Source organism: Yoonia sp. (assembly GCF_042093035.1).
Classification (GTDB): domain Bacteria; phylum Pseudomonadota; class Alphaproteobacteria; order Rhodobacterales; family Rhodobacteraceae; genus Yoonia.
Genome location: NZ_JBELFI010000013.1, coordinates 16,320 through 38,871, shown reverse-complemented (window position 1 = coordinate 38,871; position 22,552 = coordinate 16,320). Strand labels below are relative to the sequence as shown.

Here is a 22,552-nt window from a genome sequence, read left to right as displayed (position 1 = left end):
CTGGGTGGGGGTGAAGCCCCCTCCCGTGGGGAGGGTCGGGGGCTGCGCGACCTATCGGTCACGCGTTCTACTTCGCCAGCGCCCGCTCTGCCGCCGCGCAGACGCGCAATAACTGCGCTTCATTCCCGTTCTGCCCATTAAACATGATCCCACAAGACGGCACGCCCGTGGGCAGTGTCATCGACGCGGTATCCATCAGGTTCGCCACGCGCGTATTGCGCAAAGCAAGCAGGTTCTCTGACTTGTAATACGCATCATCCGTCAAAAGACGTTCCGCATTCGGCGGCAAGATCGGCGCGGTTGGCATGATAACGGCATCGAACTGCGCGGTTTCAGCGGCATATTGCTTGCGAATGTCACGCAGCATGTTCCAGCCTGCGCAAAAGTCAGGCCCTGTCACAGTTTGACCACCCCGGACGCGTTCCAGAATTTGCGGGAACATCTTATCGGGGTTGGCTTCCACGAGATCGCGCCACCAACCATAGCTGTCGGCCGCATAAAGGTTGCCCGCAACATTGAACGCATCAAAGAGTTGCGCGAAAAACCGATGTTCCACCTGCGCTCCGGCGGCTTTGAGGCGCTCCACCGCATCGGCAAACGCATCACGCGGGGCGTCGCGCACATCATCAGGCACAATCGTGTCGAGGACCATGAAGCGCTTCCCCGCAAGGCTGACGCCATCCAGATCGGCAGGCTGACTGCCCTCCAATGCAGCCAAAAGCAGGTTTGCATCCTCAACGGATCGGCAGAGTGGGCCAATCGTGTCAAACGTCAGACAGAGCGGCACCGTGCCATCCAAAGAAAGCCGCCCATGCGTTGTCTTGAGACCCACCAGATCATTCCACGCCGAAGGAATACGAACCGATCCGCCGGTATCAGACCCAATGCCCGCCACCGCCAATCCAAACGCGACAGAGGCACCTGCCCCCGATGAAGACCCGCCTGGCACCGCATCATGGTCATTGAGGCAAGGCGGCGTGGCCGTGATCGGATTAAGCCCCAAGCCCGAGAAAGCAATCTCCGACATATGGGTCTTGCCCAAACAGACCAGTCCCGCAGATGTCGCGGCTTTCAGAACCTCCGCGTCTTCATCGGGTATGCGGCCAGCCATCAAAGCGGTACCTGCCTCGGTGCCAATGCGGGCCGTATCAAACAAGTCCTTCCAAGAGATCGGCACCCCGTCCAATGGCCCGCGGCGCAGTCCCGATTGCGCACGCGCGGATGCGGCGGCGGCTTCGGCACGGGCGCGGTCGTGGGTGACACGCGCATAGATGCGGTCGCGAAATTCATGCGCGTCAATCGCTTCCAGATAGACCTCTGTCAGGGCGGCGGGATCAATATCCCCCGCCCCGATCGCGCGCCCCAGATCTGCGGCCGTCATCCATCGCCAGTCTTGCATTTGTGTCTCCTGATTTTGCAGGAAGGTAGCGGCCAAGCGGCGCATGGACAATCCCGTCTGAGAGCGCATATTGCAGGATATGGAGAATGATCTAATCATCGTAGGTGGCGGGTTGAACGGACCGGCCCTCGCACTGGCAGCAGCGCAGTCCGGTTTCACTGTCACAATCATCGACAGCCTACCGCTCGATACGCGCAACAGCCCCGATTTCGACGGGCGCAGCTACGCGCTTGCCCATGCCTCGATGCGGCTTTTGCGCGGGATTGGCGTTTGGGATGCGGTGCGCGACAATGCGCAACCCATGCTTGAAATCAAAGTCACAGACGGGCGTGCTGGCGAAGGGCCGAGCCCGTGGATGATGCATTTCGATCATGCCGAAATCGAAGAAGGCCCGATGGGGTTCATGGTCGAGGACAGGCATCTGCGGCGCGCATTCCTGGATGCGCTGATGGCGAATCCGTTAATCACGCAACTCTCGGAAGAAACAGTGATCGCGCAAAGCACTGATATTGGGGGCGCAAGTGTCACGCTTGCCTCTGGCAAAATGGTGACGGGGAAATTGCTTGTGGGCTCTGACGGGCGCAAAAGCGGGACGGCCACGCGTGCAGGCATCAAACGGACGGGCTGGGATTACGGGCAGACGGCGGTTGTTTGCGCGGTCAAGCACGAAAAGCCTCATGGCGGGATCGCGCATCAGTTCTTCATGCCAAATGGACCATTGGCCATCTTGCCACTGACCAAAGACCGCAGCTCAATCGTGTGGAGTGAGAGCGAAAAGCGGGCGGCCGAACTTATCGCCATGAACGACGCGGATTTTCTGGATGCTCTCCGCCCCGCCTTTGGCAGCTTCTTGGGCGAAATCAGTCTGACAGGCGCGCGGTTCAGTTATCCGCTGAACCTGACATTGGCCAATAGCTTCATCGCAGACCGCACGGCGCTGATCGGCGATGCAGCGCACGGGGTGCATCCGATTGCCGGTCAGGGTCTCAACGCTGGTCTGCGTGACGTGGCTGCATTGGCTGATGTTCTTGAAAGCGCACGCGGACGCGGTGAGGATATCGCGGGCGCGCAGGCGTTGGCGCGCTACCAGCAATGGCGGCGGTTCGATACGGCAACGCTTGCGTTGGCAACGGACGCGTTCAACAAACTGTTTTCCAACGATAATCCCCTGCTGCGCGCCGCGCGTGATATCGGAATGGGCGTCGTGAATGCTGCACCTGGCCTGCGGCGGGGGTTTATCCGCGAAGCAGCGGGTCTGACGGGTGAATTACCGCGTTTGATGCGGTGAATGACCGGCAAAGGGCTTGTCGATCACTCCAGTGCCCGCGCCTCATCCATCAACATCACCGGAATACCGTTGCGGATCGGGAATGCCACCTTGCCCTTTTTGCTGACCAACTCTTGCTTTTCAGCGTCATAAACCAGCGTGTCCTGCGTCATCGGACACACCAACGCTTCAAGCATTTTGGGGTCGAAAACTGCTTCGCTCATTGCATGACCTCATCACCTGATCCGCCACGCAGGGCGTATTCAATCAAAGTCATGAGCGTTTCGCGGCGCGTGGTCAAGGAGGGCGCTTCGAGCAATGCCTGCTTATCTTCCGGCTCAAACGGGCAGAGCATTGACAGCGAATTAATCAGCAATTCATCCTCAGCTTCGCCGAGGCTTTCCCAATCAGTCGACAGCCCCTGTTCCGTCAGATATCGGCCCAGCGCATCCATGAAGACGGGGCGGTTGAAACTCAGGTCTTTCTCAACCGGGCCGAGATCGTCTTCAAAACCGGACCACGACACCTTGCAGCGGCGATAGGGCGTGAAGCCCTCTACCTCTTCGATCACCCGAAACCGCGAGGCACCCGCGAGCGTAATCATATAGCGGCCGTCGTCGGTTTCTGAAAAGGCCGTGACCTTGCCCGCGCAACCGATCGAATGCAACCGATCGCAGCCATCTGCCGTTTCAAAGGGTTGCACCATACCGATCAAGCGCGACGACGTCTTAAACGTGTCATCCAGCATCGCCAGATAGCGCGGCTCAAACAAATGCAACGGCAACCGCGTGCGCGGCAGCAGCAGCGCGCCGGGCAAGGGGAACACAGGAATTACATCAGGCAGATCGGTCTTTGAAATCATCATTGAAAGATAGGCCGTTCTTGCGATCAGGCAAATATCAGCGACGAGAGTTTTCGCCGCCCGTTCAGCACAATCGGATCTTTGGCGTCGCGTGCATCGAAAATCTTGAAAAGCTGCGTTTTGGCGGCACCGTCATTCCATTCGCGATCACGGCTGAAAAGCTCAAGCAATTCGGTCACGGCGTCTTCGATCTGACCATTTGCATGGAGCGCAACCGCAAGATCAAAACGCGCCTGATGGTTGTCAGGTGCTGCCCCAACAGCCGCCTGCAATTCCGCCACCGGACCTGCATTCGCAGCTTCCCGCGCGAGCATGATTTGGGCATGGACCGCCTCAAGCTGCGGCTCTGTGGATATTTCGGCTGGCGCACCGTTCAGGATCGCCTCGGCCTGGTCCACATCGTCAAGTGCCAGATAAGCCCGCACAAGGCCCGCATATGCGGCCGCGTTTGCGGGATCTTCTTGCAGAATTGCCGCGAAGGTTTCTGCCGCGTCTGCTGCCGCACCTTCTTCAAGCATCTGCTCTGCGGCTTCGATTGCCGCGCTCAGGTCATCATCTTCCGGCTCACCTGCCATCGCGGCGATTTTTTCAACGAATGCATCAATCTCAGAGGGCGGCAGCGCACCCTGGAAACCATCCACAGGCCGCCCCTCAAAGAAGGCGTAGACCGTGGGGATGGATTGCACCTGCAACTGCCCTGCGTAGGCTTGGTTGGCGTCCACGTCGATCTTGACAAGTTTCACCCGGCCACCGGCCTTGGTCACAGCGGCTTCGATTGCCGGCCCAAGTGTCTTGCAAGGCCCACACCAAGGCGCCCAGAAATCAACGATTACCGGAACGGTCTGTGACGCTTCGATAACATCGGTCGCAAAGCTCGCATCTGTGCCGTCTTTAATCATGTCAGCGGGTGCATTTGCGGTGGCATCCAGTTCGAGCATATTCGTCTCCATTCATATCCAACTTGCGCCTTATATGTGCGCAAAGTGCCGCAAGTCCAAGGGGCAATGACGCTTTACGATCACCGCTGCGCGGCCTAGCCTGCTGGCATGGCAAAAACAGTCCTGACTTTCGGCGATAGTAACACCTACGGCACACCGCCTGCAAAAGCCCCCGGAGAGAACCGGCGCTTTGCCCCGGATACGCGCTGGCCCTGCATTATGGCGCGCGCCTTGGGCGACGATTGGCAGGTGATCGAGGCCGGATTGCCCGGGCGCACAACCAGCCTCGCAGACCCGGTTATGGGGGCGCATATGGATGGCCAGCTTGGTCTGCGCATCGCGTTGGAGGGGCACGGTCCGATTGATCTGCTCACGATCATGCTTGGCACCAATGACGCCCAAACACATCACGCCCGCACCGCAGAACAGATTGTTGGCGGGCTTGCAGCACTTCTGGCCATCGCGCGGTCAGAGCCATACCAAACGCGGCATGGGGGCTTTGATATCCTCATCATTGCACCGCCACCCACAACGGAACAGGGTACCTACCGCGACACGCAAATGGGTGCGGCTGAGAAATCCCAAAGCTTTGCGCCACTGATGGGCGCATTGGCCGCGCATTGGGGGTTGCCGTTCTTTGATGCAGGCGCGCATGTAAGCGTCAGCCCGATCGACGGGGTGCATATTGCGGCGCAAGATCACCAAACGCTCGGTGTTGCTCTGGCTGAAAAAGTGCGCAGCCTATGAAACGCCCCAAGCTTGGCGCAATCGCTGTGGTGGCTCACGAGGGGCGGCTCCTGCTCGTCAAACGCAAGAACGAACCCCATGCCAATACCTGGGGCTTTCCTGGCGGCCATGTGGAGTTTGGGGAAACGGCGCTTTTGGCGGCAGCGCGCGAGTTGCGCGAAGAAACCGGCGTCATTGCCGAGCCGCGCAGCTACCTTACCAATATCGACGCGATCCTGCATGATGCGAATGGCGCGGTCAGGTTTCACTATCTATTGGCCGCCGTGCGCTGCGACTATGTCAGCGGCGCACCTTTGGCCGCAGACGACGTCAGCGATGCCAGATGGTGCACCCCGCAAGAGGCGCAATCCCTGCCCCAAAGCCCAAACCTGCAAAAGATCATCGATCTGCTGAATATATAGGATGCCCTTCAATCGACCTTACTGGGTCACGGCCACCATCGGCCCCAAGGGGAAGCCAAAATCGCTCCGGCCTAACGCAGGCGCGAATAGCCTTGAGACCTTGCCGTCAAAATAGAGTGCGTTGGGCATTTGCAGGTAATCACGAAAAAAGAGACCAAATTCGTAAAAACTCACCGCGTTGTTCGAGATTGCAAAGACTGCTGTGCCGCCATCTGCTGAGGTACCAACACCATTGCGGATGAACTGTGAGGTACTTTGCGGCAAAAATTTCGGGTGCAGCGCGCCATCAATCACCAGCATCGGGCCCGATTGGGTCGCATCACGGCATACCGGTTCTTGATCGAGATAAGCGCGCGTTTCAAAGATCTGCGCACTGTCGTCGTTGATGCAGAATACGCCGTTGGGCAGCATCCCAAAGTTGCCGGGCCCGGCATTGGGGATCACGCGCATCGCCTCAACACCGTTTTCAATGTAATGCCCCACAAGGCTGCGATCGGGATGATACATGCCTGCGTTCATGGAGAAATCAAGCTGGGCGACACCGGGCTGCCGCTCTATCGCGCGAAAATTGCCGATCAGGTCGCCATCGGCGTCTTTGTAAAAGAGGCGCAGATTTTCATTGGGAACGTCAACGGTGCATACCGCATAGCTGTTGCCATCATATGTCACATTCTCACATGTCACCGCAGCGGCCGGAACCGCCCAAAGACAGAACGCGACCCAGAGCCAGCGCATCAGTCGTCGATATCCTGCCGCACGTGCTGCTCTGCCAGCAATGCACGGGTGGCATCCATCTGGTCAAAGGTGCCGTCAATTTCAAAACGCAACTCCGGGGCGAATTTCATCGTGCCGCCTTTGACGACCAAATGCCGGATCTCATAGCGATTGCGGCGCAGGGCCGCCAAGGCTTCTTCCTTTTCATTGCCACCCAAGGGCAGAACAAAAGCCGTCGCAATGCTTAGATCGGGTGTCATGCGCACCTCGCCCACTGTGATCGACATGCGCGCAAGATCTTCGTCGTGGACATCGCCACGTTGCAGCACGTCTGAAAGGGTCCGACGGATCATTTCACCGACGCGCAACATGCGCTGCGTCGGGGCCTTGCCGTCTCTGTTTGATTTCTTAGCCATACCCGTCATGTAATCGCTGCGCGCGCCGTTGCCAAGCAAGGCTTTGCGTCAAGGGCAATCCCCGCTAAGAGAGGGCAACGAGAAAGGAGCGGAACCATGACAGAGACACCGGGCATCGCTATCACCGGCGCATCAGGGCGGATGGGCCAAATGTTGATCGAGACCGTTCTGGCCTCAGACAAATGCCGTCTTGTCGGCGTGTTAGAGCGCGCGGGACACGATTGGATCGGTCAGGATGTGGGCACGGCCATGGGCGGGCAAGCCGTTGGCGTGAACGTCTCTGACGATGCCGTCGAAGTGTTTTCCAAGGCCCAGGCCGTCATCGATTTCACCTCGCCGGCCGCCACAGTCGCATTTGCTGGACTGGCCGCGCAAGCGCGCGCCGTGCATGTCATCGGAACGACCGGATTGTCCGAAGATGACCTCAAAGCTATCAATGCGGCCGCGCGCCATGCGCCGATTGTGCGCGCCGGAAATATGTCCTTGGGCGTCAACCTGCTGGTCCAGTTGACCAAAAGGGTGGCCGCAGCACTGGACGATGATTTCGACATCGAAGTGATTGAGGCGCATCACAACAAGAAAGTCGATGCCCCCTCAGGCACGGCTTTGATGCTGGGCGAAGCGGCTGCCGAAGGGCGTGGTGTGTCGCTCAGGGATGTCAGCGACAGCGGACGTGACGGGATCACGGGTGCCCGCAACAAGGGCGATATTGGCTTCAGCGCCATTCGGGGTGGCGATATTGTGGGCGAACACGATGTGCTTTTCGCAGCCGCAGGGGAGCGGATTGTACTGCGCCACATCGCGACCGATCGTGCAATCTTTGCGCGCGGCGCCTTGAAAGCGGCACTTTGGGGGCAGGACAAGGGCCCCGGTGAATACGATATGCTGGATGTCTTGGGTATATAATTCCCGAAGACGCCCCCCAAAGTGAACCGGACCGGCAATTGATGCGTATCTAGGACAGAAACGCGTCAAAGGTGCCGTAATGAAGCAAGCAGTTCTCGCCCTTGTTCTGACAATCCTGACAGCGCCTGCATGGGCGGACGCCTATGTGCCTGTGAAAGAAAAGGACACATTCATCGCATTGGTGGATGGCAAAGAGCTGCGCAATGTCTTTTACGGTGTCCGCCTGAATGTGCTTGAAGAGGGCCGGATCGCGGGCTCTGCCATTGGTTGGGACATCGAGGGCAACTGGACATGGCAGGATGGGTATTTCTGCCGCGAACTGAGCTGGGGCGGTGACCCGATCCCGTATAACTGCCAGTTGGTCGAAGCCCGCGGCGAAGAACGCATTCGCTTCACTGTCGATCAGGGTGCGGGCGCCGCAGCGTCCTTCCGGCTGCGATAAGCTAGCCCAGACCCGCCGCACCAAAACGCAGGATCACCGGCACCACAAGCTCTTCCTCATCCACGAGATGTCGGTCCAGAAGGCCTTGCAGTTTGCGCAACTCTTTGTGAAATTTGCCCGCAGCTTCATGAAGCTTCGCAGCATCAGCGCTTGCGTGAATAACCCCATTCGCACCGCCCACGAAATCTGAAAGCAAAGCATCCAGATCGTGGTGATCCTTGTCGAGGATATCAAACCCCTTTTGAATCCGTTTGTCCTTTGTCGCCAGCTTGGGAAAATAGTAGCTGTCTTCAATCGTGTGATGCTCATGCAAACCGTTCACAAACATCCCGCCATAACGCGACAGCGTCGCAGCATAACGATCCGGCTGGATTTTACTGTCCAGCAAAACTTCGGTGGCGCTACCCATCTCGGACATCAGACGCCGGAACATCAGATGGCGGTCAAGCCAGAAGCGCACCAACCCATCAAATCCGGGGTCCAGCTCCCATCCGTCGCGCGGGTAGTCCTCCAACAGGACACGCAGCGCGTCAGGAAGTTTCTTTCGGTCGGCAAGGGCGAGATTGTTCATGTGACCTCCTTCAAGCGTGCGGTGTGTTGCGTAGGATCGGCGCGCACGTCATCCAGCGCCACAACGTCCAAATTCGCGGGTCAATAGTCCCGCTCGAAAAACAGACCAAGCCCGGTTTCGCCATCTTGATTGACGCTGCCTTTGGCGACGATCTCATCTGTCAGGTCGAGATTGAGGTTGATCTCTGTTTCGCCTTGGCTGGTGACGGTTACATCGGTGTAGACATTGTCAGACAGGTATTTGCCTGCGCGGACGGCGGCATTGCCTTCTTCATCCGTCGTCACATCAAAATCATCAAGCCCGACACCTTCGCGAAGCCGATCCAGAGCGCCACCACCGCGCCCTGCAAGCGTGCTGATCGCCGCTGCAAGCTGAACCGCCTGAAATGGGCTAATGCTTTGCAGATCTCGGCCAAAAATAAGCTGGGCCAAGACTTCATCCTGCGGTAATTCAGGGACAGAAATAAAGCTCACCTCCGGCGCACCTGCGGGGCCTTCCACCACGATGCTGATCGTGGTTCCGGTTTCACTTTCGGTTGTCGCAACAAGGCGGATGAACGGCTCAAAATCCCCTTGAAGGCTGGCAACGCCTTCGGTCAATTCAAAACGCTGTTGCAGAATATCAATCCGTCCCCGCACGAGTGAAAACTGCCCGACCGGGATGATATCGTCGGACGTGCCACCAATGCTGAGTTGCCCGCCAAGTTCTGCATCAACGCCGCGGCCACGGATGAAAATCCTTGCAGGCGCATCAATCACGATATCAAGCGGGTATGCGCGACCGCCGCCGCCACGCGTCGCGCGCTCTTGGGGGTCTTCAATCAGCCCTGCACGGTCTAGTGTGCGGCGCACCGCAGGCGACGCGCCCACATGGGTGACGTCAGGCAATGCGCCAAGGCTGCTGATGGCAGAAGACGGCACCTGCACATCCGTCTGCCCCAAGTTCAGTCGACCCATGACAGTCGCACCGCCCTGCAAGGGCCCGTTCAGGTTCACCGTGCCGGACACTTCTGTGCGGTACAGATCGGGATCCTGAAGAACGACATTGTCGAGCGAAATCGTGATATCGCTTTGGTTGGGGCTGGCCAGTACGAGCGGTCCATCGATGGCGATGCCGCCGCCGCCTTCAACCTGTGCGGTCAGGTTGATCTGCGCCCGGCCCGCCGTCAATGCGATCTGCCCTCCGATATTGCTTAGTGCCTGGCCCAGATTGGGTGCTGCCAGACGACCATTTGAAAACGTCACCTGCCCTGCGAGCGAGGACAAGGCAGGCGGACCGTTCACGTTGAGGTCAAAGTTTGCCAAACCACTCAAGCGGCGCGGATCAATGGCGTTGTTCGCCAATGCCAAAGGCGCGCTTCCATCCACATCAATAGAAAGGTTTCCGTCCTGTGCGATTTGGCCGACAATTTCAGCCGCCAACCCACCGGGGCCGGTGCCCGTGGCATCAATCCCCCAATTCCCCTGTTCATCAAGCGAAGCCGCACCGCGTGCACGGACTGGTCCGCTGATCTGATCTGTCAGCACGCCAACATCGCGCAAACTGGCGTTGAACCGCCCTTGACCGAAACCCGCCGCACCATTGAGCGCGCCCACAATCGAAACCTCTCTGGTCGATACCTCCAAGGTGCGCACGCCAAGCACGCCATCGGCCAGAGCAATCGTTGCGTTGATAAGACCAGTTCCCGCCAAAAGTGGGTCCAAGGTCGTATTTCCAACCGTAAGGTCGTCACTGCGCAAGTTCACTTGGGCTTCAAAGGTACTCAGATCAGGCAGCAGATTGCCAGATGCGGTAAGCTCGATTTGCCCCGAAACAGGCTGCCCGATGAGCGGCGCAAAGACCGCGAGATTTTCGATATTTGCTGTCACGTCGCCCCTGACTTCGCGGTCTTGTGCGGGCGACGCAATCACCGCATCAACCGCGATATCCGCGCCCGGACCGCGCAGCGCGATCTGGGCAGCCGTGGCATCGTCGGGCGCGGGGTTTGCCAGTGCTGTCAACGTCAGCGGCCCCGCCAGACCGGGGTCGAGCAGCGCCGCATCACTGAGGCGGAAAGCAATATCTGCCGTATTCGATCCGTCGCGTGAGACATCCGCATCACCGGTCAGGGTCATGGCGGGAAAGCGGACATCCAGATCGCGCAACGCAAACCTGTCTTCGCCTTGCCGGGCAACACCACCTCTGAATTGCCCCCTGCCTGCCAGCAGGGGATCGAGCCGTGCAATGCCGGTTTCAAGCGCGTCTGATGTTCCCGCAAAGCGCACATCAACCTGCGACAGGTCACTTTGCAATGATCCCTCTGCCGACAAGGTGACCGCACCCGACAAAGGCCGCCCGGCGATAGCCGTATATTGGCTGAGATCGGTGAATTGCGCGGTCAGTTCCGCCGCTATGCTTTGCAACGCAGCCTGAGGCGTCGTGGTGCCTTTCGCCGAAATCACCACGGCGGGGCCAGTGCCCTCCACATCAAAGGCAATCTCGCCTGTGGTGGATTGCCGAAGGGTGCCAGTCACGGTTGCCGGGCCTGCAAGCTTTGGCACGACAATGCCAAGTTCGTTCAGGCGGCCCTGAATGGTGGCATCGGCGCCGCTACTGGTCAGATCGGCGCTGCCCTGAAAGCGCGCCGCATCTGTGCGCACATCAAGCCGTTCCAGACGCGTGCCTGCGGTGTCACGCACAGCGCGCAGATCTATACGACCTGCTCCGGCCAGCACCGCATCCGCCTGCTCAACCCCCACGGCCAGATTATCCGTCACAGCGGTAACGGTGAAATCAAAGAGCCCCTGCAATGGCGTCACAAGAGCGCGCAATTCCACTTGCGCGCCGCCTGCGATCTCCTGACCGACAAGTGCTGCGAAGCGCGACAATCCTGAAATGTCAGCGTTCAAAGTCAGATCACTCTCAAATCCAGCGTCCGGCCCGGCGATTGTGCCCTGCAAGCTGGCATCCAGTCCTGCGCCGTTCAGCGTGAAACGAGAGATATTCGTGCTTTGCCCTTCAAGACGCGCGGCGACAAGTTCACCCTGCACCGCATCACCGAGCGCCTCGGCAGCGCCGGTATCGGCGAATTGCAGTCCCGATGCTCCATAGTCGAGATCAATCGTGAAAGCCCCGGTTTGAAATCCCGTACCACTGCGCAGCAAACCGCCGCCCTGCAAAGTCAGCGCATCAATCGCCAGACCCGGGCGGGTGAAACCGGCGATCCCAATCTCCGCACGCCATTGATCGTCCCGCCGCGCATCGTAGGCCACAACAATATCCATGCCATCAACAAAGGTCTTCGGGCCGGAAACAGGCAGCAAAACGGGTGCATTGCCCACCGGCGTGATGCCGCCGCGCAGATCAATAAGACTTGGCCAGCCGTCGGCATCGATCAGGATCTCTCCGTTCAACGCGACACGTCCGGCATCCAATGCAAGCGACGGGATGGCCACCGCCCCGCCAACGCGCACCACTTCGACATTCAGACTGGTGTCGTCGCCGAAAAAGCCCTGATACTCTGCCGCAAACAGGGGCGAGATATCGCCCGCGACGTCCAGCGTGATGGTCTGGCCATCTACATCTTCGTGCAGTGCAAAATTGCCGTTCAAGCGGTCCTGCCCATCGGTGCCAATGGCCAGGGTCGCGGCGTAATTATCCAGTGGTGCAGCGCCTGCCACCTCCAGCGCAATGGCAGGGCGACCGGGCAATTCGAGCAGCCGCGCTGCGATGCCATCTGGCCCTTCATCGACCTTCAGCAGCAAATCGAGGAAACGCGTTTCATTGACGTAACTGCCGTTGACCGCGAATACGCCTGTCTTGTCACCAAGGCGGGTCGCGATGACATTCGCGGCACCCTCGCCCCCGCTCAGTTGGGCATCGCCCGTCAGCGACAGCCTTACCTCTTCACCGAGAAACACATCTCCCAGCACGATCTCAGCTATGTCGAGCGCGCCAAGGGTCACACTGACCGGCAATTCAGGCAGTGCAAAAGGGGCGGCCTCCGGCGCAGGACCGCTGTTCTCTGCCAAGGGGGGGCGGGCGACGGTAATGCGCGCCGCGCGCAATGCCTGCACATCAATCGCACCCCGCAGCAATGCACGGCGGTTCCAACTCAGGACGATGTCCTCAAGCGTGAGCCAGACACCGTCCGCATCGGCCACTGTAAGCCGCTCAATCGTCGCCTCGGAACGCAGAGCGCCGGCAAAACCCACGATGTTTATGTCACGCGTAGCGCCTGACAGATTGTCCTCGATCAGGGTTGTCAGATAGCCTTTGTCTTCTTCCTCTTGGGTCTGCGCCGCTGCGAAAAGAGGCGCAATAATCAGGACACATATCAGCAAAATCCGCATCAAAACGCCTGCCCGATCCCGATGTAGACCTGCAAACCGGATGCGGCGTCGTCACCACTTGCCTGTGTGCCAAGGTCCAGTCGGATGGGGCCGATGCCGGTGTCATAACGCAGACCAATGCCAGCACCGGCGTGCCAATCACCACCCTCCCCCGGCGTTGCCGTCTCTCCGACATGGCCAAAGTCGTAAAACCCGACCAACGCGATTTTCTCGCGCACGAGATAACGCGCCTCAAGCTGGGCACCGATGAAAGAGGTGCCGCCGCTGGTGACCGTTGCCGCCGCCTCCACGGTATCAACACCGAGCGACTGATATGGTTGGCCGCGCACAGTTCCGCCACCGCCGGAATAAAACAGAAAATCCGCTGGCGCTTCGGACAAAGATGCGCCCAAGACGCTGCCGACCTGGCCACGCGCGGCAAGGGTTAACTTCTGTGCCTCGCCCACCGTGCGAAAGACACGTGCATCCCCGTAGAGACGGGACCCCGCGATATCGCCACCGATGCTTATGAAAGGGGTCATACTGAGATCAAGGAAATAGCCTTCGTGCTCATTCGTCGGGTCATCCCGCCGGTCGAGCGTGCCATCGAGCGGAAAGGTCAAGAGCGTATATTCGCGGGTCTCAATATCTGTTTGTTCACGCGCACGCAGCAGGCCTATGCCAGCACGTACCGTAAGATCATCCGACAAAATGCGCGAGAACCCGGTCTCAAAGCCGATCTTGTCGAGCAAGAATTCAGGCTCGTCCTCGCGGGAGATTTCACCGGTGATGAAGTACTCCGTATCAGGCCCAAAGGTCGCGGGGCGCGTCAGGTTTGCGCCGATCCGGTAGTCAACGCCGCCGGTTTCCCCCGAGATGCCGGACACCTCAGCCTCCGTGCGGAACCGCTCTGCCCCGCCAAAGAAGTTGCGGTGCAGCCAAAACGCTGAAAGCGTCAACCCTTCGGTGGTTGAAACCTCTGCGCCGACACCGATGCGTCTCAAGTCTGCCTCTGCGACCTGCGCGTTGATCGCAAGTGTATCATCCGCCGCGATTGTGTCGCTTTCGGTCAATGCGACACTGTAAAATGTGCCGGTGCGCCGCAGACGGCGTTCTGCACGGGCGATTTCTTCGGGCGAATAGACCTCCCCCACAGGAAGCCCTGCAATTTCACGCAGGCGATCTGCCGAAACGCGCTCATTTCCAGTGACGGACAAGGGGCCAAATGTCAGGCGAGGCCCGGTATCCAACGCGACCGCGACATCCAGTTTTGCATCCGCATGGCGGGCAGAAATCGACTGCGCGCCAACAGTGGCCTTCGCATAACCCAGCGCGCGCCAACTGAGCAGCGCACCACGCACGGCGTTCTGGATCTCACCGGAGGCCGCATCACGCCGCGGCCCCAAATCCTGCGGCAGGCTGGTTCCGGGGGGCAAGGGCGAAATGCGCACGTCACCAAAGGTAAACAACTGGCCAGGCACAACGGTGATGATAATCTCATCAATCGACTGCGGTGCCGCGAGAGGTGCGATATTGGCGGCCTCTATTCCGTCAATGGTAATCGAAATCTGGCCTGCGTAGTAACCTTGCGCATAAAGCGCCGTCAGCAACCGCCGATAATCCGCGCGGGCGGCCGCGATATAATCCTGAGGGACAGCCGTGTCATCCAAGGCACGCAACAAGGACGCCTGATTGAGTGCGCCACGTGCGGCATCAGCCACCAGCCGAACCTCTTGCGCGAATGTAACCGTTCCCAACACACCAAAAGCAACCACAAAACCTGCAAGTTTGCGATGCACGCGGCGCAATTTTGCGGACAACGAGGGCAAACAATTCAACATGTGACTGGTCTAACCTTTGCCGCCACGATTGGCCATTCACTTCGCGGTGGGTGCGTCGTTTTTGGGCTAGGCGCACCTCCGAAATGCGCATAATTTGACCCTATGAAGGATTTCCCGCCACCTGCCCAGATGCCCATGCGCCCACCCGGCACCGTGATGCGATTGCGGCGCATGGGGGCGTCTTTTCCGACGCGTCTGTCATTCTTGCGGACCCTGATGCGCGCGTTGGCATCGGACAACGTCAAGGTGACACGCCCGGTCTGGGTGATGGACGCGAACGGTTATGGCCATGCAACCTATCATCTACGCCTCGGCGGATTTGACTATACGCTCATTGCGGTCTCGACCGATTTGCCGCCAGAAATGCGCACCGACCGGGTGATCGCAACGGCTTGGGACACCACCTATGTGCTTTACGACGGCATTCCGTCGCAGGCGGAAATCGACCGCGTCGTAGCCACGGCGCCCCAGCAGGAAGCCGCCCGCTTTACTGCCCGCGATCTTGTCCTGAGCCGTGCGAACAAATCCGTGCGTCTGTTCAATCATGTGATCGACGCCTTGCGCGCCGGACAGCAACCCAATGCCGACAAGATCCGTGAGACTGGTTATCTGATGCGCACGACGGCCGTCTACGGCAACGGTAAATTCGGCATTGCAGACCGCGGACATATCGCAAAACGCCCGTTTATGGGCGGACCTTTCATGGCGGAAATGCTGACCGTTTGGCTGATCCGCGGTTTTACCCACGACCTGGCTGAACACGTTGGTGGCGCTGAATTGTCGCGTGAGGCCAAGCGGCATCTCGGGATCGGGAATTCGACCGGGTTGGGCATGGCGCCTTTTTTGGTGAACCACCCGATGCTGCTGGATGCATGGATGCAAGTCCGCGAAACCGCGGTTGCGCGGGTCCGCGCGATCCCCAGCCTTGATGCGGCCCAAATCAGCCGGATATACGCGCTCGTCACCCGCGCGGCCCAACATCTGGCGGAATGGAACGTCCCTGACGAAATTGCGGCGGAACGCATCACAACGCTGCGCCGCGAATGGCCGGCGTTTGCGGCGACACTGACCCCTGATGCGCTGACATCCCAGCATCCCATCGACTCGATCCTGACGCAAAGCGCGCAATGGTCCGTCGATACCCAAGAGCTTATTGCCGCCTTAATGCTGGAACCGTTTGGAGAGCTTATCGACGGCCTTACGGACTGCATGGCGACGCCCTTCCACCCCACATTGGACCCGTCCATGCCATACAGTGAGCTGACTTCGATGATCGACAGAGACTGGGATTGGGCCTGCGCGATTGACTACGATGATGCCCGCGAATGTGCGCAATTCTGGTACGTTTCGGAAGAAAAGCTCGAGCCGCGCCTAGGCAGCCGTCATATCGAAGTTGGCGCTGAGCGCGAGTCGCCACTTGATATCGGACGGCAGGTCAAAGCCTTGGCGCGAGATGTGCCCGACAGCGATATGCCCGTGGGCCGGTTCTTGGTCGAAAACCCACAGCATCGTGCGGCAGCACGTCGCGTGCAAACGCTCGGGCGGCACCCTTATGCAGAAATTCGCGACAACCTGATCGGCAAAGACTGCCTGCCGATTGATCTACTCCGCTGTAAGCTGGCATTCTTTGGGGCCGCAAAATTTGATCCAAAATCAGACCGCTGGACGCGGATCACGCTGGCCCAGGGCGCGCCGCTGTTTGATGAGCTGGACAACGCCGACGACTGGTGGCTGCCAGTTGCGTCGCTGTGATGCTTGCCCTCAATGAGATCGGCGGCATGGCACAAAAGGCCGCGCGCGGGGCGTGTATTCCGCTGGGACAAGCAGAGGATTTGGGCCGCGTCGCGATCTATCTTGCCGCCACTGGCGGCAATGTCAGCCTCATCACGCGCGCGCTGGAAGAACCCTATTCACCGCTTGCGCTCGACTGGGGCGCAGATGCGGTGACGGTGCAGTCGGGGCAAGCCGCTTTGGTCGCGCCTGCGCTGCGGGATGCATTTGCGATGGGCTATGACACGGCGCGGTTGGCCGACCCGTGTCATGCGCCAATGGTGGGGGCGTTCTTGGCGGAAGACGGCGTCGCACTGCGTTGGGAAGGGTTGGATCTGACACGCAGTGATACGACCGTTCTTCCAGGCACTTGCAAGCCGGTTGTAATTCCCGATGCCGACTGGTCAGCCTGGGCGCGCTATGCCGCGAACACATATGTGCCTGAAACGGACGCATCGCGGCTGGCAGGGGCAGGTGCGGGGCTGACGGATAACGACTAGGCGAAAGGGTTGGTTGGATACCGTACCTGCGCAAGGTAGAGACCCTGCGGCGGGCTGACCGGCCCGCAGGCCGCGCGATCTTTGGCGGCCAGTGCTGCACCGACATCGTCAGGGGACCACGCCCCCACGCCGACACGTTCAAGTGTGCCGATAAAGCTGCGGACTTGATTATGCAAAAAGGACCGGGCGCGCACGTGAAAGCGATACTCTGTCCCGAAGGGGCGTGCGACGGTTTCAATACGCAACGCCTCAAGCGTCTTGATCGGGCTTTTGGCCTGACAAATTGATGACCGGAACGTGGTGAAATCATGCTGTCCTATCAGCTGATCCGCACCTGCCTGCATCGCCACAGCATCAAGCGGATGGTTTACGCGCCACAACTGGCCCGCTTCAGACGTCAAAGGCGCGCGGCGGGCAATCAGGCGGAAGAGATACCGACGCTCAACCGCGTCGAACCGCGCGTGCCATTCATCGTCAACCACAGCACAAGTCAAAATCGCCACTGGCGCAGGCTTGAGATGATAATTCAGCGCCTCTGACAGGCGAAAAGGATCCCAATCACGCACCAAATCACAATGGGCCACCTGCCCTGTCGCATGGACCCCGGCATCGGTGCGCCCTGCGGCAGCAATTGTGTGTTCTCCGGGCTCCAATTTGGCCAAAGCGGCCTCTATTGCGCCTTGGACTGACGGTTGGTCACGCTGACGCTGCCACCCCGCAAATGGGGCGCCATGATATTCAACAAGAAGGGCATAACGCGGCATAACCACCCGATTAGGGGGAGGACCCTCTAAAATCAATCCCTACACATCCGGCATCCGCGACACTATCTTTCTTCCAATCGCAGAAAGGGGCCGCTTTGGTCATCACATCAATTGCCGATCAGATCATGCGCACCGCGACCGGTGTTGCTGACACCGTATCTGCCCCGTTCACTGACCCCGTGATCCGGCTAGGCGTGACGGGACTATCACGCGCAGGCAAGACCGTCTTTATCACGTCATTGGTTGCCAATCTCATGGACCGGGGGCGGATGCCGCAGCTTGCAGCGGCTGCAAATGGTGCGATCCAAACCGCCTATCTGCAACCGCAACCCGATGATACGGTGCCGCGCTTCGCCTTTGAAAAGCATCTGGCAGAACTCACGTCGCAAAACCCGGGCTGGCCATCCGGCACGCGCCAAATCAGCGAATTGCGGCTGTCTTTGCGGGTGCAGCCAAGTGGACTTTTGTCAGGCCTTTCCGGGCCGCGCACAGTGCATGTCGATATCGTGGATTATCCCGGCGAGTGGCTCTTGGACCTTGGGTTACTGGATCTGGACTTTGCGGCGTGGTCGCAAAGCGCGCTCGAACGGGCGGCGCGGCGCCCGGGGGGACAAGCGCTGACGGCGTTTATCAACGGCGTTGACCCCACAATCGCCTTGGACGAACCACTGGCACAGGAGATCGCGGAGACGTTCACGTCTCATCTGCAAGAGGCACGTGCCGCCGGCTTTTCCGACTGCTCCCCCGGGCGGTTCTTGTTACCGGGTGATCTTGCCGGATCTCCGGTTCTGACTTTTGCGCCGCTGCCTGACGGGGCTTACATGCGCGGATCATTGGGGTACGAGTTCCAAAGGCGCTTTGAAAGCTACAAACGCAATGTCGTGAAGCCGTTCTTCAGGGATCACTTCGCCAAGATTGACCGACAGATTGTGCTGGTCGATGTGTTGGGCGCCATTCACGCAGGGCCAGCAGCGCTTGACGATCTGCGCAGCGCGATGGCGCGGATCCTTGGGGCCTTCAGACCGGGCCGCAACGACTTTCTGGCGCGTATTTTCAAGGGACGCCGGGTTGAAAAGATCCTCTTTGCAGCCACCAAAGCCGACCATCTTCATCACACCCAACACCCGCAATTGACCGCAATCACCAAGGCACTGCTCCGCGACGCGGTTGATCGCGCGGACTACGCGGGGGCTACGACTGCGGCAATGTCGATCGCGGCCCTGCGCACGACCGTTGAGGACACGATGACCCACGATGGCGAAGAGCTTAATGTCGTCCGGGGGCGGTTGCGCGACACGGGCAGGCAGGCGGCTTTTTATCCTGGCGCGCTTCCTGACGATCCCGCGCACCTCCTTTCGCCAGCGCGAGAAGGGTCGGAAAAATGGCTGGATGTCGACTATGAAATCATGCGGTTTGCCCCTGCCGCTTTGTCGCGCAGACCCGGTGATGGTCCTCCACATGTCCGGCTTGATAAGGCGGCAGAATTCTTGCTGGGGGATCGGCTATGACCAAAGGCCCAGTTCTGATCGACCTCGGTGATGGCGAGGCCGCGAAGCCGGATATTGCCCCTGCGGTTCCCGACATCTCGGATCCTCCACAAGGCGCAGCCATGCAGCATGTGGCGGCGATCGCAACACATCGACCGTCGCGGCTTGCGCGCTGGTTCTGGTCGCTCAGCATCGCGTTGGTCGGATTTATCGTCTCGCTCGCGGCATGGGATTATGTGAACGGTCTTCTGGCGCGTTCGCCGATCTTGGGCGGGATCGCAACGGGTCTGATCGCGCTGCTATGTCTGATTCTGGCGGTGATCGCCCTGCGCGAAGCAGCGGCCTTTGGGCGGCTGCGCAAACTCGACCGGATCCAGCATAGCGCGACTGAGGCTCTTGCTGCCGACAATCTGGTCGCCGCGCGGGGGGTGATTACGCAGCTCACCGCGCTTTACGCCGCACGCGACGACACCTCTTGGGGGCGTGCAGAATTGGCGGCGCGCCAGAGCGAAATACTTGATGCGCAGGGCCTGTTGGGGCTGGCGGAAACCGCTGTCCTCATTCCTTTGGATGCGCAGGCCCAACGCGAAATTGAAGCGGCCGCGCGGCAGGTCGCGACCGTTACCGCGATTGTGCCTTTGGCGCTGGCTGATCTTTTCACGGCGCTGACTGCCAATTTGCGGATGATCCGGCGGATCGCACAGATATATGGTGGCCGTTCGGGGACCTTGGGCAGTTGGCGTCTGACCCGCAGCGTTCTGACCCATCTGGTCGCCACCGGTGCCGTCGCAGTCGGAGACGATCTAATCAATTCTGTCGCCGGCGGTGGAATGCTGTCGAAGGTCTCTCGGCGCTTCGGCGAAGGTGTGGTGAATGGCGCCTTGACGGCGCGTGTCGGTGTGGCCGCAATGGAGGTCTGCCGCCCGCTGCCGTTTCAGACGCGCAAGAAGCCAAGCGTGAGTGGCTTGGTTGGCCGGTCGTTGACCGGGCTATTGGGCCGCAACGGCTGATCCGAATTGATCTGCGGCCAGCGCCGGTGCAACGGCGGGCGGCAGGCGGACAGTCACCGAAAGCCCGCCGAGGGTATCACTCCGCGCAAGCGTGATTGAGCCCCCATAAGCCTGCACAAGGTCCGTGGCGATCGCAAGTCCAAGCCCCGTTCCGGATTGGCGGGTATCAAGCCGTTGACCACTATCAAGCGCACGCGCAAGATCATCTGGATCAATCCCCGGGCCGTCGTCTGAAATGCGTACCATCAAGGCCTTGTCGTCGTCTTGCCAGGCCGATATCTGAATGCACTTATGGGCGTATTTCAGCGCGTTATCCAATAGATTACCAAGGGCTTCCTCCAGATCAGAGCTATCCATGCGCAAGCGCAAACCGGGGGCGATCGCTGCCTCAAGCCGCTTGTCAGCATTGCGCGCGAGTGCTGTGAAAGCACGGTCAAGTCGGCGCAAGATTTCGGTCACATCGGCGAACGCGGCACTGCCTGCACCGGCACCATCTGCACGGACCCGCGCAAAGGCGCGCTGCAATTGCGCGTCCAACCGGTCCAGTGAATTCACCGCCTCAGTCACATCGGCACCGCTTGCATGCAATTGGGCCAGCTCGTTGCGCATGATCGCCGACGGGGTTCTGACTGCATGTGCAAGGTCGGCTGCCTGCCTGCGCGCACGCCTCAGAATATCACGGTTGCCGCGAAGAAGCGTGTTGATGTCCGCGACCAGCGGGACCACCTCAACCGGATAGGCGCTTTCGTCCAATCCGTCTTCTTGCATCCAGCGTGCCGCTACATCCTTGCGAAGACGCTCCAGCGGTTGGATCATGCCGCGCACCAACATGACACAGCCGACCGTGCCGATCACAAAGACAATCGCCAGCGCCGTCAGCAGGCTGCTGCGAATAGTCTCTGTTTCCCGGTCCAAATCCTCCAGCGACGATGCCGCTTCAACCAACCATTGCGCGCCATTGTCAAAAGTCATGACATGCGCGATCCGCAGAACGCGTTGCCCAGCCGGGCCTGTGATAATTTCTTTGCCGTCCCCTTCCGCACGACCGGTGACAGCTGGTAATGTTTCATCGACCAGCGAAGGCGACAAATAGAGCGTCCCGTCCGGTGCTGTCACTTGCCAATACCGCCCTGAAAATGGGCGCTGATAAACTGGATTTGAAATCGCGGTCGCAAGGAAATCAGGCTCTTTATTGTAGTTGGCAACAGCAGCGGCAACCTGTGTATGCCGCGCCTCGACCAGCCTTTGAAAACGGTCTTCCGATTGCTTACCGAGATATGACAACAGTGCCACCGCACAGAGGATAATCGTGAAAGCGCCCCAGAAGGCTCCGGCGGTCAGGGCACTTGCTTGCAGGGATCTCATTTGCCGGACTTGATGACATAGCCGCGGCCACGCACGGTCTTAATCAAATCAGACCCCAGTTTCTTGCGTAGCCTGTTGACAAAGACCGCAATTGTGTTCGACCGCAAGTTGAAGTCATTCGCGTAAATGAAGCGGGCCAGTTCCGCGCCGGAAACCAGCCGACCCTGATTGCGAAAAAGGTAAGACAGGATCGCGATCTCATTGGCTGTCAAATTGACCGTCTCCCCATCTACAGTCACGATATTTGTCCGGCTGTCGTACACCAGATCACCGCGTGTCAGCACCGCATTCTGGTCAGCGGCCTTGCGGCGCAGCAAGGCGCGCACGCGGGCCAGAAGTTCTTCCATACGGAATGGCTTGGTAACGTAATCATCAGCGCCAGCGTCCAGCCCTGCAACGCGATCCGCCCAATCATTGCGTGCTGACAGGACCATAACCGGCGTATCAATACTATCGGCGCGGAGCGCGCGTATGACTTTCATGCCATCCATTTTTGGCAATCCAAGATCAAGCAGGATCATATCATGGGCGCGGGCGCTGGCGGCGCGATAGGCCTCGACGCCATCGGTCACTAGATCAACGGCCAGGCCCTGACCCGACAGAACCTTCCTAATCTGTCCGGCAAGCACCGGCTCATCTTCTACTATCAAAATGCGCATACAGCCGACTAAGAAATGTTCATGGCAGAACTTAGGCGATTACCCAGATCTATACAATCCATTCAACCTAGAGCATTATTCGATCAAAAGATTGCCACCTTATGATCCGCTTGCCGCCCAATGCACGTTCTTCACTGACAGCGGCACGCAACTCCGCCTGCGACAAAACCTGCAATTCGGCAA

Annotated in this window: 21 protein-coding genes; 9 read left to right on the top strand and 12 right to left on the bottom strand. The window is 59.4% G+C overall.

The genetic code is table 11. From position 1 onward, the window contains the following. Positions 1 to 67: 67 nt before the first annotated feature. Positions 68 to 1,399, bottom strand: a complete 1,332-nt coding sequence (locus tag ACFDSS_RS03720) for an amidase (RefSeq protein WP_375254419.1) — start codon at positions 1,397 to 1,399, stop codon at positions 68 to 70. A 79-nt stretch (positions 1,400 to 1,478) separates the two neighbouring features. Between ACFDSS_RS03720 and ACFDSS_RS03715 the strand changes: the two genes are divergently transcribed. Beyond that, positions 1,479 to 2,687 (top strand): UbiH/UbiF/VisC/COQ6 family ubiquinone biosynthesis hydroxylase, encoded by a 1,209-nt coding sequence (locus tag ACFDSS_RS03715; protein WP_375254418.1) that lies wholly within the window; start codon positions 1,479 to 1,481, stop codon positions 2,685 to 2,687. A gap of 23 nt (positions 2,688 to 2,710) precedes the next feature. Here the strand turns inward: ACFDSS_RS03715 and ACFDSS_RS03710 are convergent, their stop codons facing one another. Genes ACFDSS_RS03710 through ACFDSS_RS03700 form a run of 3 tightly spaced genes read right to left on the bottom strand, consistent with a single transcriptional unit; the run spans position 2,711 to position 4,466 of the window. Then, entirely contained in the window at positions 2,711 to 2,890 is a 180-nt protein-coding gene (locus tag ACFDSS_RS03710) for a Trm112 family protein (RefSeq protein WP_375254417.1), read from the bottom strand. Beyond that, positions 2,887 to 3,528, bottom strand: a complete 642-nt coding sequence (locus ACFDSS_RS03705; RefSeq protein WP_375254420.1) for an LON peptidase substrate-binding domain-containing protein — start codon at positions 3,526 to 3,528, stop codon at positions 2,887 to 2,889. The genes ACFDSS_RS03710 and ACFDSS_RS03705 overlap by 4 nt, the downstream gene beginning before the upstream one ends. Before the next feature lie 26 nt (positions 3,529 to 3,554). Further along, positions 3,555 to 4,466 carry a tetratricopeptide repeat protein gene (locus tag ACFDSS_RS03700; protein WP_375254416.1) on the bottom strand — a complete coding sequence of 304 codons (912 nt, stop codon included), beginning with the start codon at positions 4,464 to 4,466 and terminating at the stop codon, positions 3,555 to 3,557. Positions 4,467 to 4,574: 108 nt separating this feature from the next. Between ACFDSS_RS03700 and ACFDSS_RS03695 the strand changes: the two genes are divergently transcribed. Continuing rightward, a complete protein-coding gene (locus tag ACFDSS_RS03695; protein ID WP_375254415.1) occupies positions 4,575 to 5,213 on the top strand; it encodes an SGNH/GDSL hydrolase family protein in 639 nt (212 codons plus the stop codon). Further along, the gene (locus tag ACFDSS_RS03690) at positions 5,210 to 5,614 is read left to right on the top strand and encodes an NUDIX hydrolase (protein WP_375254414.1); all 405 of its coding nucleotides are present in this window, start codon (positions 5,210 to 5,212) and stop codon (positions 5,612 to 5,614) included. The genes ACFDSS_RS03695 and ACFDSS_RS03690 overlap by 4 nt, the downstream gene beginning before the upstream one ends. Positions 5,615 to 5,632: 18 nt before the next feature. On the opposite strand, the gene ACFDSS_RS03685 is transcribed toward ACFDSS_RS03690, so the two are convergent. Next, positions 5,633 to 6,349 (bottom strand): phosphodiester glycosidase family protein, encoded by a 717-nt coding sequence (locus tag ACFDSS_RS03685; protein WP_375254413.1) that lies wholly within the window; start codon positions 6,347 to 6,349, stop codon positions 5,633 to 5,635. After that, positions 6,349 to 6,744: a 30S ribosome-binding factor RbfA gene (gene rbfA, locus ACFDSS_RS03680; RefSeq protein ID WP_375254412.1), complete on the bottom strand. Its 396-nt coding sequence runs from the start codon at positions 6,742 to 6,744 to the stop codon at positions 6,349 to 6,351. Before rbfA ends, ACFDSS_RS03685 begins: the two co-directional genes overlap by 1 nt. Positions 6,745 to 6,840: 96 nt before the next feature. Between rbfA and dapB the strand changes: the two genes are divergently transcribed. After that, positions 6,841 to 7,650, top strand: a complete 810-nt coding sequence (gene dapB / locus ACFDSS_RS03675; protein WP_375254411.1) for a 4-hydroxy-tetrahydrodipicolinate reductase — start codon at positions 6,841 to 6,843, stop codon at positions 7,648 to 7,650. 79 nt (positions 7,651 to 7,729) lie between these two features. After that, entirely contained in the window at positions 7,730 to 8,092 is a 363-nt protein-coding gene (locus tag ACFDSS_RS03670) for a dihydrodipicolinate reductase (protein WP_375254410.1), read from the top strand. A gap of 1 nt (position 8,093) precedes the next feature. On the opposite strand, the gene ACFDSS_RS03665 is transcribed toward ACFDSS_RS03670, so the two are convergent. From ACFDSS_RS03665 to ACFDSS_RS03655, 3 genes are all read right to left on the bottom strand, one after another. Further along, complete coding sequence (locus ACFDSS_RS03665; protein WP_375254409.1) at positions 8,094 to 8,663, bottom strand: hemerythrin domain-containing protein; 570 nt, start codon at positions 8,661 to 8,663, stop codon at positions 8,094 to 8,096. Positions 8,664 to 8,743: 80 nt separating this feature from the next. Beyond that, positions 8,744 to 12,994: a translocation/assembly module TamB domain-containing protein gene (locus ACFDSS_RS03660; protein ID WP_375254408.1), complete on the bottom strand. Its 4,251-nt coding sequence runs from the start codon at positions 12,992 to 12,994 to the stop codon at positions 8,744 to 8,746. Further along, positions 12,994 to 14,814, bottom strand: coding sequence for an autotransporter assembly complex family protein (locus ACFDSS_RS03655; protein WP_375254407.1), 1,821 nt, complete (start codon positions 14,812 to 14,814; stop codon positions 12,994 to 12,996). The genes ACFDSS_RS03660 and ACFDSS_RS03655 overlap by 1 nt, the downstream gene beginning before the upstream one ends. A gap of 102 nt (positions 14,815 to 14,916) precedes the next feature. On the opposite strand from ACFDSS_RS03655, the gene ACFDSS_RS03650 reads away from it, so the two are divergent. Then, positions 14,917 to 16,566, top strand: coding sequence for a hypothetical protein (locus ACFDSS_RS03650; RefSeq protein ID WP_375254406.1), 1,650 nt, complete (start codon positions 14,917 to 14,919; stop codon positions 16,564 to 16,566). Further along, positions 16,542 to 17,084 (top strand): hypothetical protein, encoded by a 543-nt coding sequence (locus ACFDSS_RS03645; protein WP_375254405.1) that lies wholly within the window; start codon positions 16,542 to 16,544, stop codon positions 17,082 to 17,084. The genes ACFDSS_RS03650 and ACFDSS_RS03645 overlap by 25 nt, the downstream gene beginning before the upstream one ends. Here the strand turns inward: ACFDSS_RS03645 and truA are convergent. Then, positions 17,081 to 17,848, bottom strand: coding sequence for a tRNA pseudouridine(38-40) synthase TruA (gene truA, locus ACFDSS_RS03640; protein ID WP_375254404.1), 768 nt, complete (start codon positions 17,846 to 17,848; stop codon positions 17,081 to 17,083). The two genes, ACFDSS_RS03645 and truA, sit on opposite strands and share 4 nt — an antisense overlap. 95 nt (positions 17,849 to 17,943) lie before the next feature. Between truA and ACFDSS_RS03635 the strand changes: the two genes are divergently transcribed. Both ACFDSS_RS03635 and ACFDSS_RS03630 read left to right on the top strand, forming a co-directional pair. Continuing rightward, on the top strand, positions 17,944 to 19,356 hold the full coding sequence (locus tag ACFDSS_RS03635; protein ID WP_375254403.1) for a YcjX family protein: 1,413 nt from the start codon (positions 17,944 to 17,946) through the stop codon (positions 19,354 to 19,356). Further along, on the top strand, positions 19,353 to 20,345 hold the full coding sequence (locus ACFDSS_RS03630) for a YcjF family protein (RefSeq protein ID WP_375254402.1): 993 nt from the start codon (positions 19,353 to 19,355) through the stop codon (positions 20,343 to 20,345). The genes ACFDSS_RS03635 and ACFDSS_RS03630 overlap by 4 nt, the downstream gene beginning before the upstream one ends. Here the strand turns inward: ACFDSS_RS03630 and ACFDSS_RS03625 are convergent. Both ACFDSS_RS03625 and ACFDSS_RS03620 read right to left on the bottom strand, forming a co-directional pair. Then, a complete protein-coding gene (locus tag ACFDSS_RS03625; protein ID WP_375254401.1) occupies positions 20,325 to 21,710 on the bottom strand; it encodes a sensor histidine kinase in 1,386 nt (461 codons plus the stop codon). The genes ACFDSS_RS03630 and ACFDSS_RS03625 overlap by 21 nt on opposite strands. After that, positions 21,707 to 22,369, bottom strand: a complete 663-nt coding sequence (locus ACFDSS_RS03620; RefSeq protein WP_375254400.1) for a response regulator transcription factor — start codon at positions 22,367 to 22,369, stop codon at positions 21,707 to 21,709. The genes ACFDSS_RS03625 and ACFDSS_RS03620 overlap by 4 nt, the downstream gene beginning before the upstream one ends. Between the last annotated feature and the right edge of the window lie 183 nt (positions 22,370 to 22,552).